Origin of the sequence: Paraferrimonas sp. SM1919, from assembly GCF_010993985.1 — a bacterium.
Classification (GTDB): Bacteria; Pseudomonadota; Gammaproteobacteria; order Enterobacterales; family Shewanellaceae; genus SM1919.
This window is the reverse complement of record NZ_WINH01000006.1, coordinates 144305-162464: the sequence shown is the minus strand read 5'-3', so window position 1 is coordinate 162464 and position 18160 is coordinate 144305. Positions and strand designations below refer to the sequence as shown.

Genomic DNA, 18160 nt, shown 5'->3' with positions numbered 1-18160 from the left:
GCACTGATCAGCTACAAAAAAAGCGCCATTTTAAATGGCGCTTTTTAATTTGCGACTAGATAAGTAAAAAGGCTTAGCCTTTTTGCTTATTGATTTCCGCTTCTAGCTCGGCTTGAGCTTGCTGTGCCTTAAATTCTTGGTAAAGCACATCTTCATTGCGAGGTGATAGCTTTACACCTGAATCTTTAACAGCTTGTTTGAATGCTTGTTGTTGGCTGGCTTCATTTAGTGTCACCATTACACAAAGCTTTTTATTGTCATCACCAAAATCTACATATTCGACTTTAGCGACTTTAGTACCAGTTAGAGATTGATTAGCCACCTGCTTAGAAACAGCGGTAAAGTTGCTTTCTACAACCGATCCTTTGTTAGTATCAACAAGGCTGCTGTAATTCTTGTCCATGGCTTGAACTTTAACTTCAAGGATTTTAGCAATCTCTGCACGGGCCAAAGCGGTTGCTTTGTTTTTAAGTAGATTCATACCAGCAGTATTTTCTACACATTGAGTATCTGCAATACCATCTTCAATTACAGGAAGGGTTACCCAACTTGGTAAATTATTCTCTGGTGTTGAAGAACAACCAGTAATTGTTGCTGCGGTAAGGGTAGCAAGAACTGCTAACTTAAATTTATTCATTGTTTACTCCGAAGTATAGTGAATTCCATTTACTCTTGAATATTAACTACCCAGGCGTGAACACCTATAAAGTTATTATCAAGTGGTTTAAATATTAAACCATTTAGCTTTATATTTAAATTAGTTTTGGTTGTTTCTGTAATGATGTCTTCTAATTTTATTCTACCGTTAACATTGACGATTACAGACTCTGAACGAATATATATTTTTTTCTCTTTTGCAAGCTGAACGGCAGCGCGTTTTATTGCAAGATTAATCTGTGAAGAAATTAACCCATCAGCAGTAGGGAGGATAGAGGAGCCTACTGCTCCATCCATATTTGAATACTTTGGGTTGGTTAACCATTTAGGATCAATAATTGTTTCGGGTAACTTGTATCCGAGTTCTTTTACTGAAATGTTTACTAAAAGGGTATTATTATATTTGCACTGATTTAACAATTGATAATGGGAATTCTGTGTAGGAGCTAATGCCTCAACGCTAGCGTGTTGTGACAGATGGTAAGTGGCTTTTGGGGTAGCACTTCTTTTAAGTGTTTGATAGCTATCTACCTCTATGCCATTGATTAGGTTGGCTATTTTAAATGCGTTTTGCTGAGCTTTAATAATTTGCTTATCGGGGGTAGAAGTTGAATAGCTGGCGCCAATCACACCTTGAGAGTGGCATAACCAAGAGGGTTGGCACTGCTCAAATTTACAGCTTTGTATCTCACATTTGGTATTAAAGTCTACTTTTTTATCTGCGAAATAAGCAAAACTATAAATATAACCACTATCTACAAGCTCATTCGCGAAGTATATTGTACTGCCATTAATATCTATTGATTCAACGCTTTGCAATTTATTTGTTTTTATTTGTTCTATTGGAAGTTTTTCTAGCTTAAGTAAGCTTTTTACGGCTCTCTCTCTCGCTTTTGATATAGGTGATGAAAAACCTATATCAAGATCTCTATATGTTCCAATTGCGCCGTGATAGTCCATGGTTTTTAAATCATTTATCCAACAAGGGGCGGCAGATAAAAATGTGGAAAAAAAGCAGTAAAATATTAAGGATATTATAACTTTAATCATAATGATGCTAATTGGTTATTTTTGTTTATCTGTTGAGCTGGTAATGGTTGGATTAGGTGTTTATTAATTATAACTTCTTTATTGTTATCAACATTTTCATTAAAGTTAACATGTTTGAGAAGTATTTTAAATTAAAGGATTAATAATGAAGAAGTTTAGCTTAACAGCGTTGGCTGTAGTTATTGCTACAACATGCTTTGATAGTGTTGCAGTTGAAGATGGATTTTCAGTACCCGGTACACGAGCTATGGGTTTGAGTGGAGCAGCTGTTGCTAATGTAGTGGACAGTAGTGCTATTTGGTATAACCCTGCAGCACTTGGTTTGGTGGGCGATTATGCGGATCTTACTGTGGAGTATGGTGACTTTATTAGCGCTGACTTAGCAGGTAATAGCAGTGAAATTAGCCTTTATTCAACTAAGCAAGACATCAAATATGCTGCATTTAGTTATAAAGGCTTTGGTATTGCGTACTTTAAGCCATACCAGTGGGGCCAACAAGTTAGCCATAATGGTGATTTAATTCGAGTTAAATCTGACTACAAAGAATTGAAATTATCTTACGGCTTTGGCTTAACAGATAACATTTATCTAGGCGCTGGTATTGATTTGATCAATATTGATGATGAGTTTGTACAAAGCTTTACATCGTTAGCTGAGCATGCAGATGCTAATGGTGCTCGCACTGGTTATGGTTACGCAGTAGCGGCATTAGGTAACTGGCGTTTCTTAGAAACAAGCAAGCATCCTGTAACAATAAAAGCAGGTGTGAATTTTCGTTCTAGTACCCAGGGCTTAGAGTCTGATTCGAAAGAGCAAGCTGATGCTGTTAATCAAGATACTCTAGCGAGTCGCCCTGAATCCATGAGTTACGGTGTGAGTGCAGGCTTACCTTTAATTCAAAGTGATATTTCAGTGAACCTGAACTTTTCGGCTCACTTTGAGAAGCTAAAGTATGGTTTATTAGAATTCGGTGGTGCAGAAATTCGTAATAACAGCTTATACCCAGTAAGTGAGTACTTGGCTCCTGAATACGATAAGCAAGCCTTTGGTTTAGAGGTTGATGTTACTCCAAGTTCAGATGTATTTGGTTTAACTTTACGAGCGGGGTCTTCTAAAACAGATTTAACTAACGGTAATATTCGCCTGATCCCTTCAAATGGTTATGAAAGTCAATCTGTTGGTGCAGGGCTAAGCTTTAGCAATATTCTGTTAGATGTAGCAATGGAGAAGCGTAATATTTTAGCTAATCCATTGATTACAAACTTCTCAGATGAAGAAGAGACAATGTCTTCAGCTTCTGTTTCTATTGTTTGGTAATCAGAGGGAAGGCTGATGAAATCTAAGCTACTTGCGACATTATTAGCATTAACACCTTGTTATTTGTTTGCATCTGAATCTGCTTACAAATTTTACAACGATGCTCAAAAGGCATTTACAGAAGGGAAGTTTCAACAAGCTAAGGAACTGTTACAACAGGCCTTGGCTATTGAAGCTAATGATGGTGTTCTCAGCCTTCCTCCTAAAGAACCTGTTTATAAATATATTGAACGCCCCCGTAAGCCACCTAAAAGAGTGATTGATGAAGACGCTAGGGAGAGCTATAGCTATCAGCCGAATCAACTATTAAAGAAGGTTACTTACCAAATAGCACAATTAGATCCGCTATCGCCAATGGCAAGGGAGTTATTTGATGCGGCTCCTGAAGCGTTAGTTAAAAAGACTAACTCTGTTGCTTTCATCATTGGTAATGCTAGCTATGAATCTTTGCCCGATATTGATTTTGTAAAAAATGATTTAGATTTAGTTGAGCATTACGCCAAGAGAACCTTAGGCTTTGATAAGGTCGTTAAAGAATTAGATGTAAATTCAACGGGCTTAAACACTCTTTTTGGAACTGAAAAAGGCAATTTTAAAGGCACTATTTATGACACCGTAAGTGCTTTGCATCAGTTTAACCCAGATCTTGAAGTATTAATTTATTACACAGGTCATGGCGCCCCTTCTACCGATAGTGAAAATACTGGTTCCTATTTAGTTCCGGTAGACCTCAAAGATAATCAGATGTCACGAATAAACGAGTTTGCCTATTCAATGACAGATTTTTATACCAGTATTGAGCGTTTAGATTTTGCCAATGTTACCGTAATTTTAGATACCTGTTTTTCTGGTAAGACAGCGGGTGGCGAGGAATGGCTGCTCGATACCGGCATTAAAGCGACCATGATTGTAGAAGAAGATTACTCTGATCTGCAAAGCAGCATCGGCGCGACTTTTATTACTAGTTCAAGCGCTGAGCAAGTCAGTCATAAACATAAAGATTCTAATTCGAGCTTATTTACTTATTACTTACTTGATGGCTTAAAAGGTGGGGCAGATCAAGATGGTGATAATAAAGTCGATTTAGATGAACTAGAGAGATATGTGGGTTCGAAAATGGCCGTTTATACCAGCTTGAATGGCCTAAGTAAGCAAACCCCTGATTTTAATATTAAGAAAAATAAGACTCTAGCAGAGATAAAACTATGAAAAATGTAATCAATATTTTGTTGTTATCTCTTGCTGTTAGTATAAGTTTCCATGCCAATAGCCAACAGCAGTGTGCCGTTGAGAGTGATGAAGAGGGTGTGATTACTAAAGCCGCGACGGATGCCGATCGTGAGAAAGCGGTTCAAGTTGCTTTAAAAGAGATAGCTAATCAAGTTCAAGTTGATGTCAGCACTATGGACAGTGTTCGTGAGCAGCTAACAGGTGATGAGTATCAATCTGATACGGTCGCGAGTGTAAGCGTAAGTTCAGATCTTACTTTTACTGGCATGGACGTATGCCATACGTTTGATGAGCTAACGAATACTTACTCGGTTACGGTAACAGTGGATACTAGAAACCTTACCGAGAAATTTGCTGCTAAGCTGACTCGTAAATGGAATGGTTTGCCTAGCAAACTTAATTTTATGGGTAATGCTACGTTAGTGGATTCCATGGCCATCAAACAGCTTAATGGCCGATTGGTAAACCCTGCTGCTGCTAATACTAAAGATGTTCATATTGGCTTATCAAAGCAGCATGGTAAGTGGTATTTAACCATTGATGGCATTTCTGAATTAATTGATCAAAATCAGTTATTCTCCTATATCCATTTTGACCATGCAGGGGAAGCTCTGGGATTCTTAAAGCGCACACCAGATTGGCAGACGGAATCAGTAAACCGTTTGACTGAAGATGACAGGTTTAAAATGAGTATCCAGCCCCATGGTAAAAAGTATTTCCAACTGATCAATGTGTATAAAAACGGCAATGTTGCACCCCTGTTAGGTATTCAAAAAGCTCCTAGTGAACAGTTTGATTTTCCTAGTGGAGAACGTAGATGGTTTAAAGCTGCATTAAATAATCATAATCAACAGACAACCGATTATTATGTTTTGCTGAGGGCTAATGAACACTTCCAAGTTCCAGCGCAGCTGCCTGCATTACAGGTTGGAGATGAACCTTTGAAGGGCGATCAATCTGACAAGCTTGAGCTGTTTTTAGACTGGTTAGAAGTAAATAAAGCAAATGTAGAGAGTACATTTGTCCATATTGATATTAAACCTCATGGATGATGGTATGAAAAAATTAATTGCACTAACGGCTTTATTGTTAACAGATAATAGTTTTGCTAATGATTTTGAAGCATACAAAAGTGGTTTTAAAACTTACAAAAATCAACAGCTGCAAGCTTATGCAGATTTTAAAAATGAACGAGACCGCCAATTTAGTGAGTTTTTAAAGTCTAGGTGGCAAGCTTTTGAAGGTGAGCATATTAAACCTAGAGTGACCTTGCCAATTGAATTGCCTGGTAATGATGAAGACTTTGCACAACAGCTAAAACAGTATGACGATATTTTAAATGCGCCTATCTCGGCTGATGTTGAACCAGATTTAGATTTTGATAGCAATATTGAAGAACTCTTAAATCAGCAAGATCAAGCTTTTGAAGAAGTTGCTGAACTGGAACCGTTAAATACTGAAATAACCAGTATCGCAGTTGCTGCTAAAGCGACATTAAATGATTTACCTAAGAACATTGATTCTGAAGATAAAATATCTAAGTCATGGGACGTCTTAGCAGTAACCGACTATCAACCTATTGTAGATGCTCTTAAAAAAGTACAAAAAACTAAGAAATTATCTGATTGGTTTATGCTTGAGCTTATAGAAACAAAGGTTAGCAGTGATGTAGCGGATGAAAGCCAAATCGCTGTGGTTACTTGGTTTTACTTGCTACAGATGGGGTATGACGTAAAAATTGGCTTGGTCTCAAAACAACCTGGACTGATGTTTCACAGTAAACACGATATTTATGATCAACCATTTTATTTGATGGATAAAAAGCGCTATTACCAAAGAAACCGCAATCTCAAAGGTGGAGTGGTGACTTACTTGCAGAACTTTGACGATGGTGTAAAACCATTAAAATTGGATTTTGCTAAAGGCACTCAATGGTCTAGTCAGTATAAAAGCGTTAGCACTAAGGGCATTAATGTTGAGGTTGATCTTAAATATATTAACTATTTAAAGGGTCACCCAAAGGTCGAATTAGAACATTATTTTAATGCACCACTTAATCCGCAAACAATATCGGCTCTAAAAAAATATTGGCAACCTAAACTGGCGGGTAAAAGTGACTACGAGAAGGTAAGTTTGTTACTTAGGTGGGTACACAAGCAGTTCCCACATGGATCAGATGAAGAGCAATTTGGCTTTAAAAACTACCTTACTGTAGAAGAAACGGTTTTTTATAAAGCTTCAGATTGTGAAGATAGAAGCATTTTGATGGCGAATCTCGTTAAATTGTTTACTGACTTAGATGTGGTTATTTTATCTTATCAAACCCATGTTGCGATTGGTGTTGAGTTAGAGTCATTACCTGATTCACTATACGACCGGAAGCAATACGCATATGAAGGTAAGGTTTATACGGTTGTCGACCCAAGCATGGTTGGATCGGTAGTAGGCAGAGAGGCAACTAAAATACCTTTAGATGATATGAAGATAATTAAGCTTTAATATTCTAGGTCGCTTTGAGTATAAATAGCCCCTTAATTCATCATAAGGGGCTTACTTTTATAATGACTAAGGTATTAGATACTTTTTAATTCTACTGTTTTTATCAATTTTATTGCTGGTATAAATATTACCTAACTTGGTTATTATTTGTTTTGGCAAATTAATTGTTTTAAATATATTTCAAGTTATCAGCTTGAAATATATGGCATTAATTTGCAAAAATAACTATTCACTATTAAATATTACAAGGATTGTAAGTTTGTTTTTTAGAAGTTTATACTTATTCCTTTTTGCTGTAGCAGTAACTAGTACTGCACATTCAGTCGTTGCAGAAGAAAAAATCAATTATATTGATAATACAATTGTAGGTGGCACCCCATCATCCTGGCAGCTAACTACCGTTGATATTGCCAGTCATACTGATAGAACAGGTGTTGAAAGCTCACTTTTTGTTATTCGTGATCCTGTAACTATTTATGGGACAGAGTATGGGGTTATCAAGCAGGATATCAATATAGATAGTTCTGTATTAGATGGTGGTATTAAAAAGGCGGTTTTTGGAGGTTGGCACGCGACTTCTAATTTGAGTGGTCAACTGACAAAAATAACCTTAACATTTCAAAACTCTAATGCAGAAGGGTTAGGGAGTAAAGTACTGTCTTGGGCTGGTACAGGAGGCTTTACCTGGAAAAAGCGTGAGTCTCATATAATTATTCCTGCTGAAACTAGTAAAATCACTTTCAAAGTAGAGTTCGAGAAGTTCCATAATACCAAGGGACATGTGGTTCGGTTTGATGATGCATTTTTATATATCGAACCAGCCCTAGATGTAGATAAAGACGGCATTGAAGATGCTTTTGATCTTGATATTAATAACGATGGCTTAGTAGAAGAGCTTCACCACAATACTAATGTTTTACCGAACTCAGGTTATAAAGATACTCAGCAGTCTTGGAGCACAAGTTCAGCTCAACTCTCAAGCCATTTAGACAGAGATGGTGTTGAAAAACACATGTTCGTAAAGAACGATGGTACCACTGAGCAAGGCAGCATTTCCCAAGTTGTATCATTAAACTCTCTTGGGTTTAATGACTTAACTAACTTAGACAATAAGCTTGAACAAAATGCACTGAAACTGGTTTTTGGTGGTTGGCATACTACTACAAGCCTGAATTCTGACTTTTCTAAGATTACAGTAACCTTTAAAAATGAAAATAATGAAGGACTTAGATCAAAAGTAATTGATTGGGCTGGCACTGGTGGTGAATGGAAAGAACGCTCATCTGAAGTTTTGATACCAAGTGGAACTCGTCAAATTGAATATAAAGTAGAGTTTAAAAAACCAAAATACTCTGATGGCAAACGAATTCGTTTTGATGATGGATTTATGTATATACAGCCAGCTCAAGATATTGATTTAGATGCTGTAATTGATAAATATGACCTAGATTTAGATAATGATGGTTTGGTGGATCAACAACACTATCAGACTAACATATTAAAGAATTCCTCATACAAAGACACCCAGGAGAATTGGGTGACAAGCTCTGCACAATTAGCAAAACATAAAGATGCAGGTGGAATAGAAAAACTAATGTTTGTAAAAAACGATGGTACTACCGAGCAAGGCAGCTTAACTCAAGTTGTTTCTTTACAATCGTTAGGCTTCTCTGATTTAACATTTTTAGACTCTCAGCTATCTGATAATGCACTTAAAGTCGTTTTTGGTGGCTGGCATGCGACTTCAAGTTTAAATTCAGACTTCTCTAAAATTACATTACTTTTCACCAATTCTGATAACGAAGGTCTAGGAACGCATGTATTAAGTTGGGCTGGGACTGGCGAATATTCTTGGCGCGAAAGAAAAGGTGAAGCCTTGATTCCAGTAGGAACCCGTGAAATTACCTTTAAAGTTGAATTTAAAAAGCCAAAATACTCTGATGGTAACCGTGTTCGTTTTGATGATGGCTTTATATATATACAACCGGCCATTGATATAGATTTAGACTCTGTACTGGATGAAAAAGATATAGACATAGATAACGATGGTTTAGTTGATGAGGAGCATTACAAAACTAACCTTTTAAACAATGCTAACTATCAGGATACTCAGCAGTTTTGGGAAAGTAGCTCATCCTACTTAGCAAGCCATAATGATAAAACTGGTACTCAAAAGCTGATGTACGTAAAAAGTGATGGCACCTCTGAGGTGGGCACACTATCTCAATCTATCTCTATCCAATCAGTAGGTTTAACTAATATTGATAATCTAGAAACTCAATTGGCCGCTGGAAAGCTCAAACTTGCTTTTGGGGGCTGGTTTGCAACCATTTCTGATGGAAGTGATCAATTACGAATATCAATCATATTTCAAGATAAAGATGGTAATGGTATTGGTAACGAAACTATTGATTGGGCAACTACTGGTGATTTGAACTGGGCAAGGTTATCTAAGGAAGCCTTGATCCCTTCCGGAGCTGCAACCATTCTTTTTCAAGTAGAGTTTAAAAAATCTAAGTATTCTGACGGAAATCGTGTGCGCTTTGATGATGGTTTTGTATATATCCAACCAAACGATTATGTAGAAGAAACAGAGCAACCAGATAAAGGTACAGATACAGGTACAGAGTCTGGCCCAGAAACTATTCCGGATAACAGTTTTAACAATGAAGGTAGAGCATTAGTAAATGTTAATACTGTACCAATTATTGAGTTTGGTGAAGCCACTGAGGAAGATGACAGCGCCGGTTCTGTAGGGTATCAGTTATTTTTATTGTCATTATTGCTTTTATATCGTCGTCAACAGTACTTAAAAACTAAGTAGTGCTTTGTAATTTGAGCACCCTCCTAGAGGGGCTCTCTTCCTTGATTATTCATACGTTTAATTATAGGTATTAATGGATTGATGTTTTTTATGGATAAAGTTAGTACAAATTTTTTCAAAGTATTGCCCTTGATTTCTTTGGGTATTGTTAGCTTTCAAGCTAAAGCTGCAGATGATGGCTTTTCTGTTCCTGGTACTCGGGCGATGGGCATGGGGGGGAGTGCGGTAGCTTATATCTCAGACAGTTCAGCCCTATGGTATAACCCAGCTGCTCTAGCTTTAAGCCCTGAGCATAAAGATTTAACTGTAGAGTTTGGTGATGTTATTAAACCTCAGTTGGCCACTAATAGTGATGGCACTCTAGATTTGTATGCAACTAGTCAAGAATTGAAGTATGCAAGTTTTAAAAATGGTGGCTTCTCAATAGCCTATTTTAAGCCATATAGCTGGGGGCAACTGGTGAACCATTATGGTGACCTAGCTCGAGTAGAGACTGAAGCATCTGAAATTAAAATTGCGTTTGCATTTGGTTTAGGAGAAAACTTCCTGTTAGGGGCAAGTTATGACTTGATTACTTTAGACGATAAAGTGATTGAGAATCTGACAGGAGAAAGTCTGCCAAAAATAAATGAAAAGCGTGAAGGCTGGGGCTATACGGTTGGTAGCTTAGTTAAATGGACTTTATTTGAAGATACTGTATCTCCTTTCGATTTTAGATTAGGGGTAAATTATCGTTCAAAATTAATGGCAGAGACAGAAAAAGGGTTGCCAGATACGAACCCTGATAGAGTCATCGATGGGCCTATTTCAGAAAAAACTTTAATGAGCAGACCTCAATCGCTTAGTTATGGTGCCAGCGTTTCATTACCTATTACTCTTTGGAGTTTCTCAGTGGTAACCTCATTATCTGCGCAACAAGAAAAAATTAAGTTTTCAGAAACTGAATATGCTGGGGCAATAAAAGAGCCTGAAAGTGATAATACATGGGCAATAAATGCTTTTATGGAGCCTGAATACAATAAACAAGCTATGGGCGCTGAAATTCAGATCATACCCGGTAATGTTGATTTCAGTATATATCTTAGAGCAGGTCAAACTAAGTCTGAAATGGAATTGGATAGCAAGCCTGATTATAGGGTTGGGTTAATACCATCTAAAGGATATGAGTCTAATTCCTTTGGGGCGGGCATAAATATTTCTCACTTTCATATTGATGGCGCACTGGAAAAAAGAAATATACATGCCAACCCTTTAATAACTAATTACAAAGATACAGAAGAGACTCTAGCCTCAGTATCTGTCTCATTTGCTTGGCAGTAATTTAGCGTTTAGGTGACACTATGAAAATAATAAATATAATCTCAGCTTTACTTTTATGTATTACAGTACCTGCGACTGCCTCTGAAGAAAAAGCGTTAAATGAATTCAACAAAGCTATCAAGGCATATAAGACAAAAGATTATAAGAGTGCAGAGTCATACTTAAAGTCAGCCCTTAAATATAAATCTTCTGATGGTAATATAGAGCTTGCTAACGGTAAACCAAGTTATCGTTGGAAAGATGGACCAAGGGGAAAAGAGCGATATGTTATAGGAATGACTACTCGTGATTACCCTTATTACCCAAATAGGTTGGCTGCGGACATTAAAGCAGAGAAAAAGGCATTAATTAAGTCAATCGCAATAAATATTCCTAAATCTCAAAAAAACAAGGAGAATGCCTTTGGCATTGTCATTGGAAATGCTAACTACGATCATATCGAAAATGTAGATTTTGCAGTGAATGATGCAAAGCTTGTAAAGAAGTATGTTGAAAGAACTCTTGGTTATGAAAATGTCGATATGAAAAGTAATATCAGCCAAGTTGACTTCCAAACACTATTTGGAAATAAAAGTAATGGCTACCGGGGCAAAATTTATAATATGGTTGCTGCATTAGCAGAGGATGAAAGCAACCCTGAAGTATTTATTTATTATTCAGGTCATGGTTCTCCAGACCCAAGCCGCCCGGGCGAGTCTTATTTTCTGCCAACAGAAATTTCCCGTGCAAATATGAATAGCTACATGGATACCGCTGCTTATTCAACCTCGGACTTCTATGCCAGTATCAATCGATTACCAACTAATAATGTTACCGTTATTGTTGACGCGTGTTTCTCAGGTCAGGCCTCAGGAAGTGGCAATAGCTTATTTGAAAATATTAGTGCAGGCAGCCTTGTCTCTCCTGAAACCGTTGATTTCAGCAGCAATTTGAAAAAAGCAGAGGTGATGACGAGTACCAGCAGAAACCAAGTGAGTAACTGGTATCCAGATGCTGAACATAGTCTATTTACCTATCATCTTCTCTCTGGGCTTCAGGGTGATGCGGATAAGAACAAGGACAACAAGATCAGTTTTGATGAGCTTTCTGCCTATGTAAGTAGAGAAGTTCGCCTGCAATACACCAAGGAAGATCTGCCTAAGCAAGATCCAGTGTTTAAAGGTAATGGTCGTCGTGTCATTGCGGAGTTAAAAAACTAATGAAGTTATCTTTTTCACTAAGTTTAATTGGTCTGCTAATGATAGCAGCCAACGCTAATGCGTCTAATCAGTTGCTATGTGATGCTAAAATTCGAGATCTTCCTAAGCATTTGATTGTGGGGCATGGGATAAATGAAGATCGCCAGCAAGCTAAGCAAAACGCTTTACAATCGATACTTGAACAATATCAAGTAAACATTCAAACGGAAACTGAAGTCTCAGGCAAGCAAGCTAACGGAACAAGTGAAGAGTCCTTTCGTCTCAATGTGAAGTCTCAGACTAAAGGCAAGCTTAGTGATGCCATAGATGTTTGCTCTTATACTGACGAGCAAGGGCTTCATAACTTATTTGTTTCTTGGGATAGCCGTCCTCCAATTAATCAACTTGCCAGTAAGCTGATTGAACATTGGGGCGGGAAGGCTAGTGCAATTACATTTTCGGGTTCAAAAAATATTGTTGCTAGCGCTCCACTGGTAAAACTTGAGAACTTATTAGTCGCTAGAGGGAGTGTTAGACCTGAGAAAACAGTAGGGGTGTCATTAGAGTACTTCAATAACCAATGGTTATTGAGTGCAGATGGCGTAAGCCAAGCTCTGCCGGAATCTGATCTATTAAGCTATGTGAACCTAAACGAAGGGGACGTAGAGTTTACGTTGCTTAAGTGGAATGATGGCCAGTTAAACCCTGCAAGCTCACTAAGGCAGGGAAGCTTTTTTAAGTTTAGTGCTCAGCTTTCAGGTGCTCGCTATTATCAATTATTTAATCTCTATGCTGATGGACGTGTATCTGCAGTCGAAGGCTTAACCCCAAATAGCAATGACAAGGCTGTGTTTCCAGTTAGTGGTTTTATGAAGGCAGAATTATTAGAGGAAGGAAAAGCTGACTCTGATATTTATGTGCTTGTTTATAGCGATAAAAAGTTTAGGGTAAGCGGTATTTCGGCACTTGAACGTGGTAAGGGGCTTATAACTAAACAAGGCAATTACTCACTGGATAGTTTTTTAGCTTGGTTAGATAACAATAGTAGTGTTGTAAAAACCGCAATGTTTAATGTAAAGACTGAACCTGAAACTAGCGGCACAACTTACTAATTTGAAGTTACTTTTTGCCGATATTTTGTTAATAAAAAAGCCCCTTAAGTCGTCACTCAAGGGGCTTAATATTTTCTAGCTTCTAGCTTCTAGCTTCTAGCTTCTGAATTAGTCTTCGTTGCGTGGGCGACGTTTGCGCTCGCCACCGTTACCGCGGCCTTCACCACCTTTACGATGCCCTTGACTACGTTGGCCACCACGGTTACCACCACGACCATCACGTCCACCACGGTCATCGCGACGACCACCGCCACGGCGTTGTCCAGCGGGAGCAGATTCGCCACCGTTACCTTCACGGGCTGCACCGGGTTTAGCTTCACGGATATTTAGCTTCTGACCACATACCCATACTTTACGCAGATGGCTTAGAACCTCATTTGGCATACCAACGGGTAAGTCTACGGTAGTCATGTCATCATACATTTCGATTTGACCAATATAACGTGACTCGATGTCAGCCTCATTTGCAATCGCCCCAACAATGTTACCCACTTGCACACCATGGCTACGGCCTACATCGATAAGGTAGCGTTGTAGTTGCACTTCAGGCATACCTTTTAGGCCATCTGGCTTACCAAAGTCAGACGGTGCTGGACGGGTACGACGGTTACGTTCGCCACGCTCACCACGATCGCGGTCACGACCACGCTCATTACGGTCGTTGCGTTCATTACGCTCACGACGTTCATGCTTAGGCATTTCAGAAATTTGGAGTGGACGTTTTTGTTGTACATGTTGCAACAGAGCAGAAGCTAGGGCGTCAGAATCCACTTCAAGTTGGTTACAAAGCTTAGCAACGGTTGCTTGCATAAAGTCTAGTCCGCCTTTATCCAGAGTTTCTTGGATTTGGCTGGCTAAACGCTCTACACGACGCTCTGAAACGCTTTCAGAACTTGGGATATCTAATTTTGCAATTCGGCCACGGGTGGCACGCTCAATGGTACGCAGCATACGCATTTCACGAGAAGTAACAAACAGAATTGCTTTACCGTTACGACCAGCACGACCGGTACGGCCGATACGGTGAACATAAGCTTCGGTATCGTACGGGATATCATAATTAATTACATGACCAATACGCTCAACGTCGAGACCGCGAGCAGCAACGTCAGTAGCGATTAGAATATCTAATTTACCCTTCTTTAGGGCTTCAACAGCACGTTCGCGAGCCTGTTGGCTCATTTCGCCATGTAAGCCACTAGATGCGTAACCACGAGCTTCTAACTTTTCAGCAAGTTCTTCTGCGCTGTTACGGGTGCGAACGAAGATGATAATACCATCAGTATCTTCAACTTCTAAAATGCGGCTCAATGCTTCAAGTTTTTGATTTTGAGCAACTTGAACAAAGCTTTGATCAATGCGATCTACGGTTGCAGTAGCAGATTTAATCGAAATATGCTCTGGGTTCTTAAGGTGATGATCAGCCACGCGACGAATAGCATCAGGCATAGTTGCCGAGAATAATGCTAGCTGACGGCTTGCTGGAGTGTGAGAAAGGATCCACTCAATATCATCGATGAAGCCCATTTTTAGCATTTCATCGGCTTCGTCCAGTACTAATGCTTGAAGATCATTAAGAACCAGTGTTTCACGACGCATATGATCCATAACACGCCCAGGTGTACCAACAATAACTTGTGGTCCACGCTTTAATTGGCGTAACTGGTTGGTGTAGCTTTGACCACCATAAATAGGTAGTACATGGAAACCAGGTAAATGTTTAGCATAGCTCTGAAAAGCTTCGGCTACTTGCACGGCAAGTTCGCGAGTAGGGGCTAAGACTAAAATTTGAGGTTTATTTAATTTGGCATTAACACGCCCTAATAAAGGTAAAGCAAAGGCAGCAGTTTTACCTGTACCCGTTTGAGCTTGACCAAGAATATCTCTACCTTCGGTAAGAGGCCCCACAGCAGCAGCTTGGATAGGGGTTGGTTTTTCATAACCTAATTCGGTTAATGCACGTAATACCGGCTCGGATAAACCTAGCTCGGCAAAAGTCAGTTCTGAAGACATTAATGTCGCCTTATGATGGCGCGTTAGGAAAGAGCGCCTATTAATCGGACAGCAAATCAACCCTGTCCTGATCTGCTGTGTGCAATCGATCATTATAACACTAAAGCGCCATTGCCGACTAGCGAATGCCCATTAAATAACGGCTTGTAGTGTAGTTTTTAGCTCTGGATCACAGCCACTTGACTTGATAATCTACAACCAGGATTAAAAAATAGACAAAAAACTATGAAAAAAATAATTAAGGGAATATTCGCCACGCTCGTTATCCTAACCGTTGTGTTTTTGATGTTTGGGTTTGTTTTGCAGCAATCATTGCCGATTTTAGAAGGACAGATAGCTGCCGATGTTAAGCAAAAAGTAACAATTGAAAGGGATGCTCAAGGTTTAGTGGCTTTGCAGGCGACGGATTTAAACGATGCCGTTTACGGTTTGGGTTTTGTTCATGCTCAAGAGCGTTTTTTTCAGATGGATCTACAGCGCCGTCGAAGTGCTGGCCGTTTAGCTGAATTATTTGGTAAAGCCGCCGTTGATGCCGATAAAAAAGTACGCTTACATTACTTACAAGCGAATGCCACCAAGGCATTCAGTTTATTATCGGCTGAGCAACAACATACTCTGATGCGCTATAGTGCAGGGGTTAATGCTGGTCTTGCTGCCCTAAAGTCCGCTCCATTTGAATATACGCTGTTACAAGTTACCCCTGAGCGCTGGCAAGCGAGTGATAGTTTGCTGGTGGTGTATTCAATGTTTTTATTATTGAATGATGAAACGGCAGAGTATGATTTTAGTCGGACCATCGTCGCTCGGCATTTCGGTGAACAGGTGCTGGAGTTTTTATCTCCTATTGGTAATGTTTACGATGCCACTTTAGATGGTTCTGATAAATCAGTAATGCCTATAATTGCAAATTTGAATTTAAATCAGATCAAAATTAATGAAAAACAAGTAGTAGAAGAAAAAGCAATTGATGGCTCTAACAACTGGGCAGTAGCTGGTTCACTTAGTAAAGATGGTAGCGCCATTTTAGCTGACGATATGCATTTAGGGATTAGTGTACCTAATACCTGGTTTAGAGCTCAGTTACACTATCAAGACAAATCTATAGTCGGCTTAAGCCTACCAGGGATCCCTGGCATAGTGGTGGGTAGTAATGGCCATTTAGCTTGGGGGTTTACCAATTCCTATGGTGATTGGCATGATAGAATTGCCCTAGAGCTTGACGAAAATGGTAGCCATTACCAAACCCCACAGGGCTGGCAACCCTTAGGTAAAATGACCCATCAAATTCAGGTCAAAGGTTCCGATACAGTCAACTATGAAGTCGCAATGACGCAATGGGGAGCTGCGATCGAAAATGATGATGGTAGTTGGCATGCGCTGCATTGGCTTGCTCAATATCCGAAAGCGGTAAACTTAAATTTAATGGATTTAATGTTGGCTGAAAATGTTAACCAAGGAATCAGTGCCTGTAATAATGCAGGAATGCCACCGCAAAACTGTGTACTCGCCGACAGTCAGGGCAATATAGGTTGGACCATTGCCGGTTTGCTGCCACAAAGGGGCAGTGCAGTATCGAATCAAGTAGTGCCATGGCAGCAAGCCGATGAGTTGTGGCAGGGTTGGTTGGCAAAAGATCATTATCCTAAAATTATCAATCCACAAAACCATCGAGTATGGACTGCCAACAGTCGAGTTGTTGGAGGGCATATGTTAAAAGAAATTGGTGATGGGGGTTATGATATTGGTGCTCGGACCCGTCAAATAGCCGACGGTTTACTGGCAAAAGCTTCATTTAACGAACAGCAGTTACTGGCCATAGCTCTAGATGATAGAGCGTTAATGTTAGCGAAGTGGCACAAGATGCTAATGGCTTTATTGGAGAGGCGTGGTTTAGAAGGTCATGAGTGGTATGCCGCGTTAGAAAGCTTTAGCGGTCATGCCGCTGTTAATGATTATGGCTATTCATTAGTACGCCGCTTTTATGACAATTGGCGTCAAGATGTCTATATGGCACTGGCAATTTATGCCAAAAGTGACAGCCAAGTAAATCTAAAGAAACTGCATAAACAACTATTAACTCTGAAACAAAAAGAACAGGCACTTTGGTTATTAGCCACTAGGCAACCAGCAGACTGGTTGGTGGCGAACCATAAAACCTTTGATGATTGGCTATTAGCGGTGTTGGCACAGTCTGCAGCGGAACTGACCGATGAATTTGGTTCGCTAGATGCTGCAACTTGGGGTAAACAAAACATAGCGACGATTAAACATCCACTTTCAGACTTTATGCCTTTGGGGTTAAAGCAATGGTTTGAATATAAGGTGAATATGGCGCCGAGCCAACTTCCCGGAGATGCCAATATGCCGAGAGTTCAGCGCCCTCAGCATGGAGCAAGTCAGCGTTTGGTGGTAAGTCCTGGTAATGAGCAACAGGGTATTTTGCATATGCCAGCTGGACAAAGCGGCCATCCCCTTGCACCTTATTATGGTGCAGGTCATAAAGATTGGGAACAAGGCCTTGCCAGTCCATTACTCATGGGGGATGTAGTGTGGTCTCTAGCATTGACTCCGACACAATAATGCTTGTGAATATAATGTTGCTGAGTTAACTTAGTGTTAATGCTATACCTGATTAAGGAGTTGTAAATGGAATTAATTATTGTAGCGCTTGCTACTGGGCTGATATTTGTGCCTATGTATGCCAACTATTTTAATAAGGTCTATGTGGGTATTTGTGATACCGAACAAGCTGGAACGTGGTCGTTCTTGGTGAGTATTATTTCTTACCCAGCTATTGCACTGATGAGCGTTGGCCACTTTTTATTAGCGCTTATACTAGGCTGGCGGATCCGCCGTATTTTAAAAATGACTGCTTTTGTTTCGGTGATTATGTTTACGTTGTTTACTATTGGCTATAACAGCCTCTAACTTAGCCTGACAGCTATCTAGCCAATCCTTC

At 39.5% G+C, this 18160-nt stretch carries 13 protein-coding genes; 10 read left to right on the top strand and 3 right to left on the bottom strand.

All coding sequences use genetic code 11. The annotated features are described in order from the left end of the window. Positions 1 to 73: 73 nt before the first annotated feature. Both GFB48_RS05560 and GFB48_RS05555 read right to left on the bottom strand, forming a co-directional pair. Positions 74 to 637, bottom strand: a complete 564-nt coding sequence (locus GFB48_RS05560; RefSeq protein ID WP_163932366.1) for a hypothetical protein — start codon at positions 635 to 637, stop codon at positions 74 to 76. A gap of 29 nt (positions 638 to 666) precedes the next feature. Continuing rightward, the gene (locus tag GFB48_RS05555) at positions 667 to 1707 is read right to left on the bottom strand and encodes a hypothetical protein (RefSeq protein ID WP_163932363.1); all 1041 of its coding nucleotides are present in this window, start codon (positions 1705 to 1707) and stop codon (positions 667 to 669) included. A gap of 145 nt (positions 1708 to 1852) precedes the next feature. Here GFB48_RS05555 and GFB48_RS05550 point away from each other — a divergent pair, with 145 nt between their 5' ends. From GFB48_RS05550 to GFB48_RS05515, 8 genes are all read left to right on the top strand, one after another. Continuing rightward, the gene (locus tag GFB48_RS05550; RefSeq protein ID WP_163932360.1) at positions 1853 to 3025 is read left to right on the top strand and encodes a hypothetical protein; all 1173 of its coding nucleotides are present in this window, start codon (positions 1853 to 1855) and stop codon (positions 3023 to 3025) included. A 15-nt stretch (positions 3026 to 3040) separates the two neighbouring features. Further along, positions 3041 to 4234 (top strand): caspase family protein, encoded by a 1194-nt coding sequence (locus GFB48_RS05545; protein ID WP_163932356.1) that lies wholly within the window; start codon positions 3041 to 3043, stop codon positions 4232 to 4234. Next, on the top strand, positions 4231 to 5307 hold the full coding sequence (locus GFB48_RS05540; RefSeq protein ID WP_163932354.1) for a hypothetical protein: 1077 nt from the start codon (positions 4231 to 4233) through the stop codon (positions 5305 to 5307). Before GFB48_RS05545 ends, GFB48_RS05540 begins: the two co-directional genes overlap by 4 nt. 4 nt (positions 5308 to 5311) lie before the next feature. Continuing rightward, positions 5312 to 6754, top strand: coding sequence for a hypothetical protein (locus GFB48_RS05535; protein ID WP_163932352.1), 1443 nt, complete (start codon positions 5312 to 5314; stop codon positions 6752 to 6754). A gap of 259 nt (positions 6755 to 7013) precedes the next feature. After that, positions 7014 to 9578, top strand: a complete 2565-nt coding sequence (locus tag GFB48_RS05530; protein ID WP_163932348.1) for a hypothetical protein — start codon at positions 7014 to 7016, stop codon at positions 9576 to 9578. A 90-nt stretch (positions 9579 to 9668) separates the two neighbouring features. Next, positions 9669 to 10898 (top strand): hypothetical protein, encoded by a 1230-nt coding sequence (locus GFB48_RS05525; protein ID WP_163932345.1) that lies wholly within the window; start codon positions 9669 to 9671, stop codon positions 10896 to 10898. A gap of 20 nt (positions 10899 to 10918) precedes the next feature. Beyond that, positions 10919 to 12097 (top strand): caspase family protein, encoded by a 1179-nt coding sequence (locus GFB48_RS05520; RefSeq protein WP_163932342.1) that lies wholly within the window; start codon positions 10919 to 10921, stop codon positions 12095 to 12097. Next, positions 12097 to 13188: an LPP20 family lipoprotein gene (locus tag GFB48_RS05515; RefSeq protein ID WP_163932339.1), complete on the top strand. Its 1092-nt coding sequence runs from the start codon at positions 12097 to 12099 to the stop codon at positions 13186 to 13188. Before GFB48_RS05520 ends, GFB48_RS05515 begins: the two co-directional genes overlap by 1 nt. Before the next feature lie 108 nt (positions 13189 to 13296). On the opposite strand, the gene GFB48_RS05510 is transcribed toward GFB48_RS05515, so the two are convergent. Further along, positions 13297 to 15201 carry a DEAD/DEAH box helicase gene (locus GFB48_RS05510; RefSeq protein ID WP_163932336.1) on the bottom strand — a complete coding sequence of 635 codons (1905 nt, stop codon included), beginning with the start codon at positions 15199 to 15201 and terminating at the stop codon, positions 13297 to 13299. A gap of 225 nt (positions 15202 to 15426) precedes the next feature. Here GFB48_RS05510 and GFB48_RS05505 point away from each other — a divergent pair, with 225 nt between their 5' ends. After that, complete coding sequence (locus tag GFB48_RS05505; RefSeq protein WP_163932334.1) at positions 15427 to 17781, top strand: penicillin acylase family protein; 2355 nt, start codon at positions 15427 to 15429, stop codon at positions 17779 to 17781. A gap of 66 nt (positions 17782 to 17847) precedes the next feature. Then, on the top strand, positions 17848 to 18129 hold the full coding sequence (locus tag GFB48_RS05500) for a hypothetical protein (RefSeq protein WP_163932331.1): 282 nt from the start codon (positions 17848 to 17850) through the stop codon (positions 18127 to 18129). Positions 18130 to 18160: the final 31 nt, after the last annotated feature.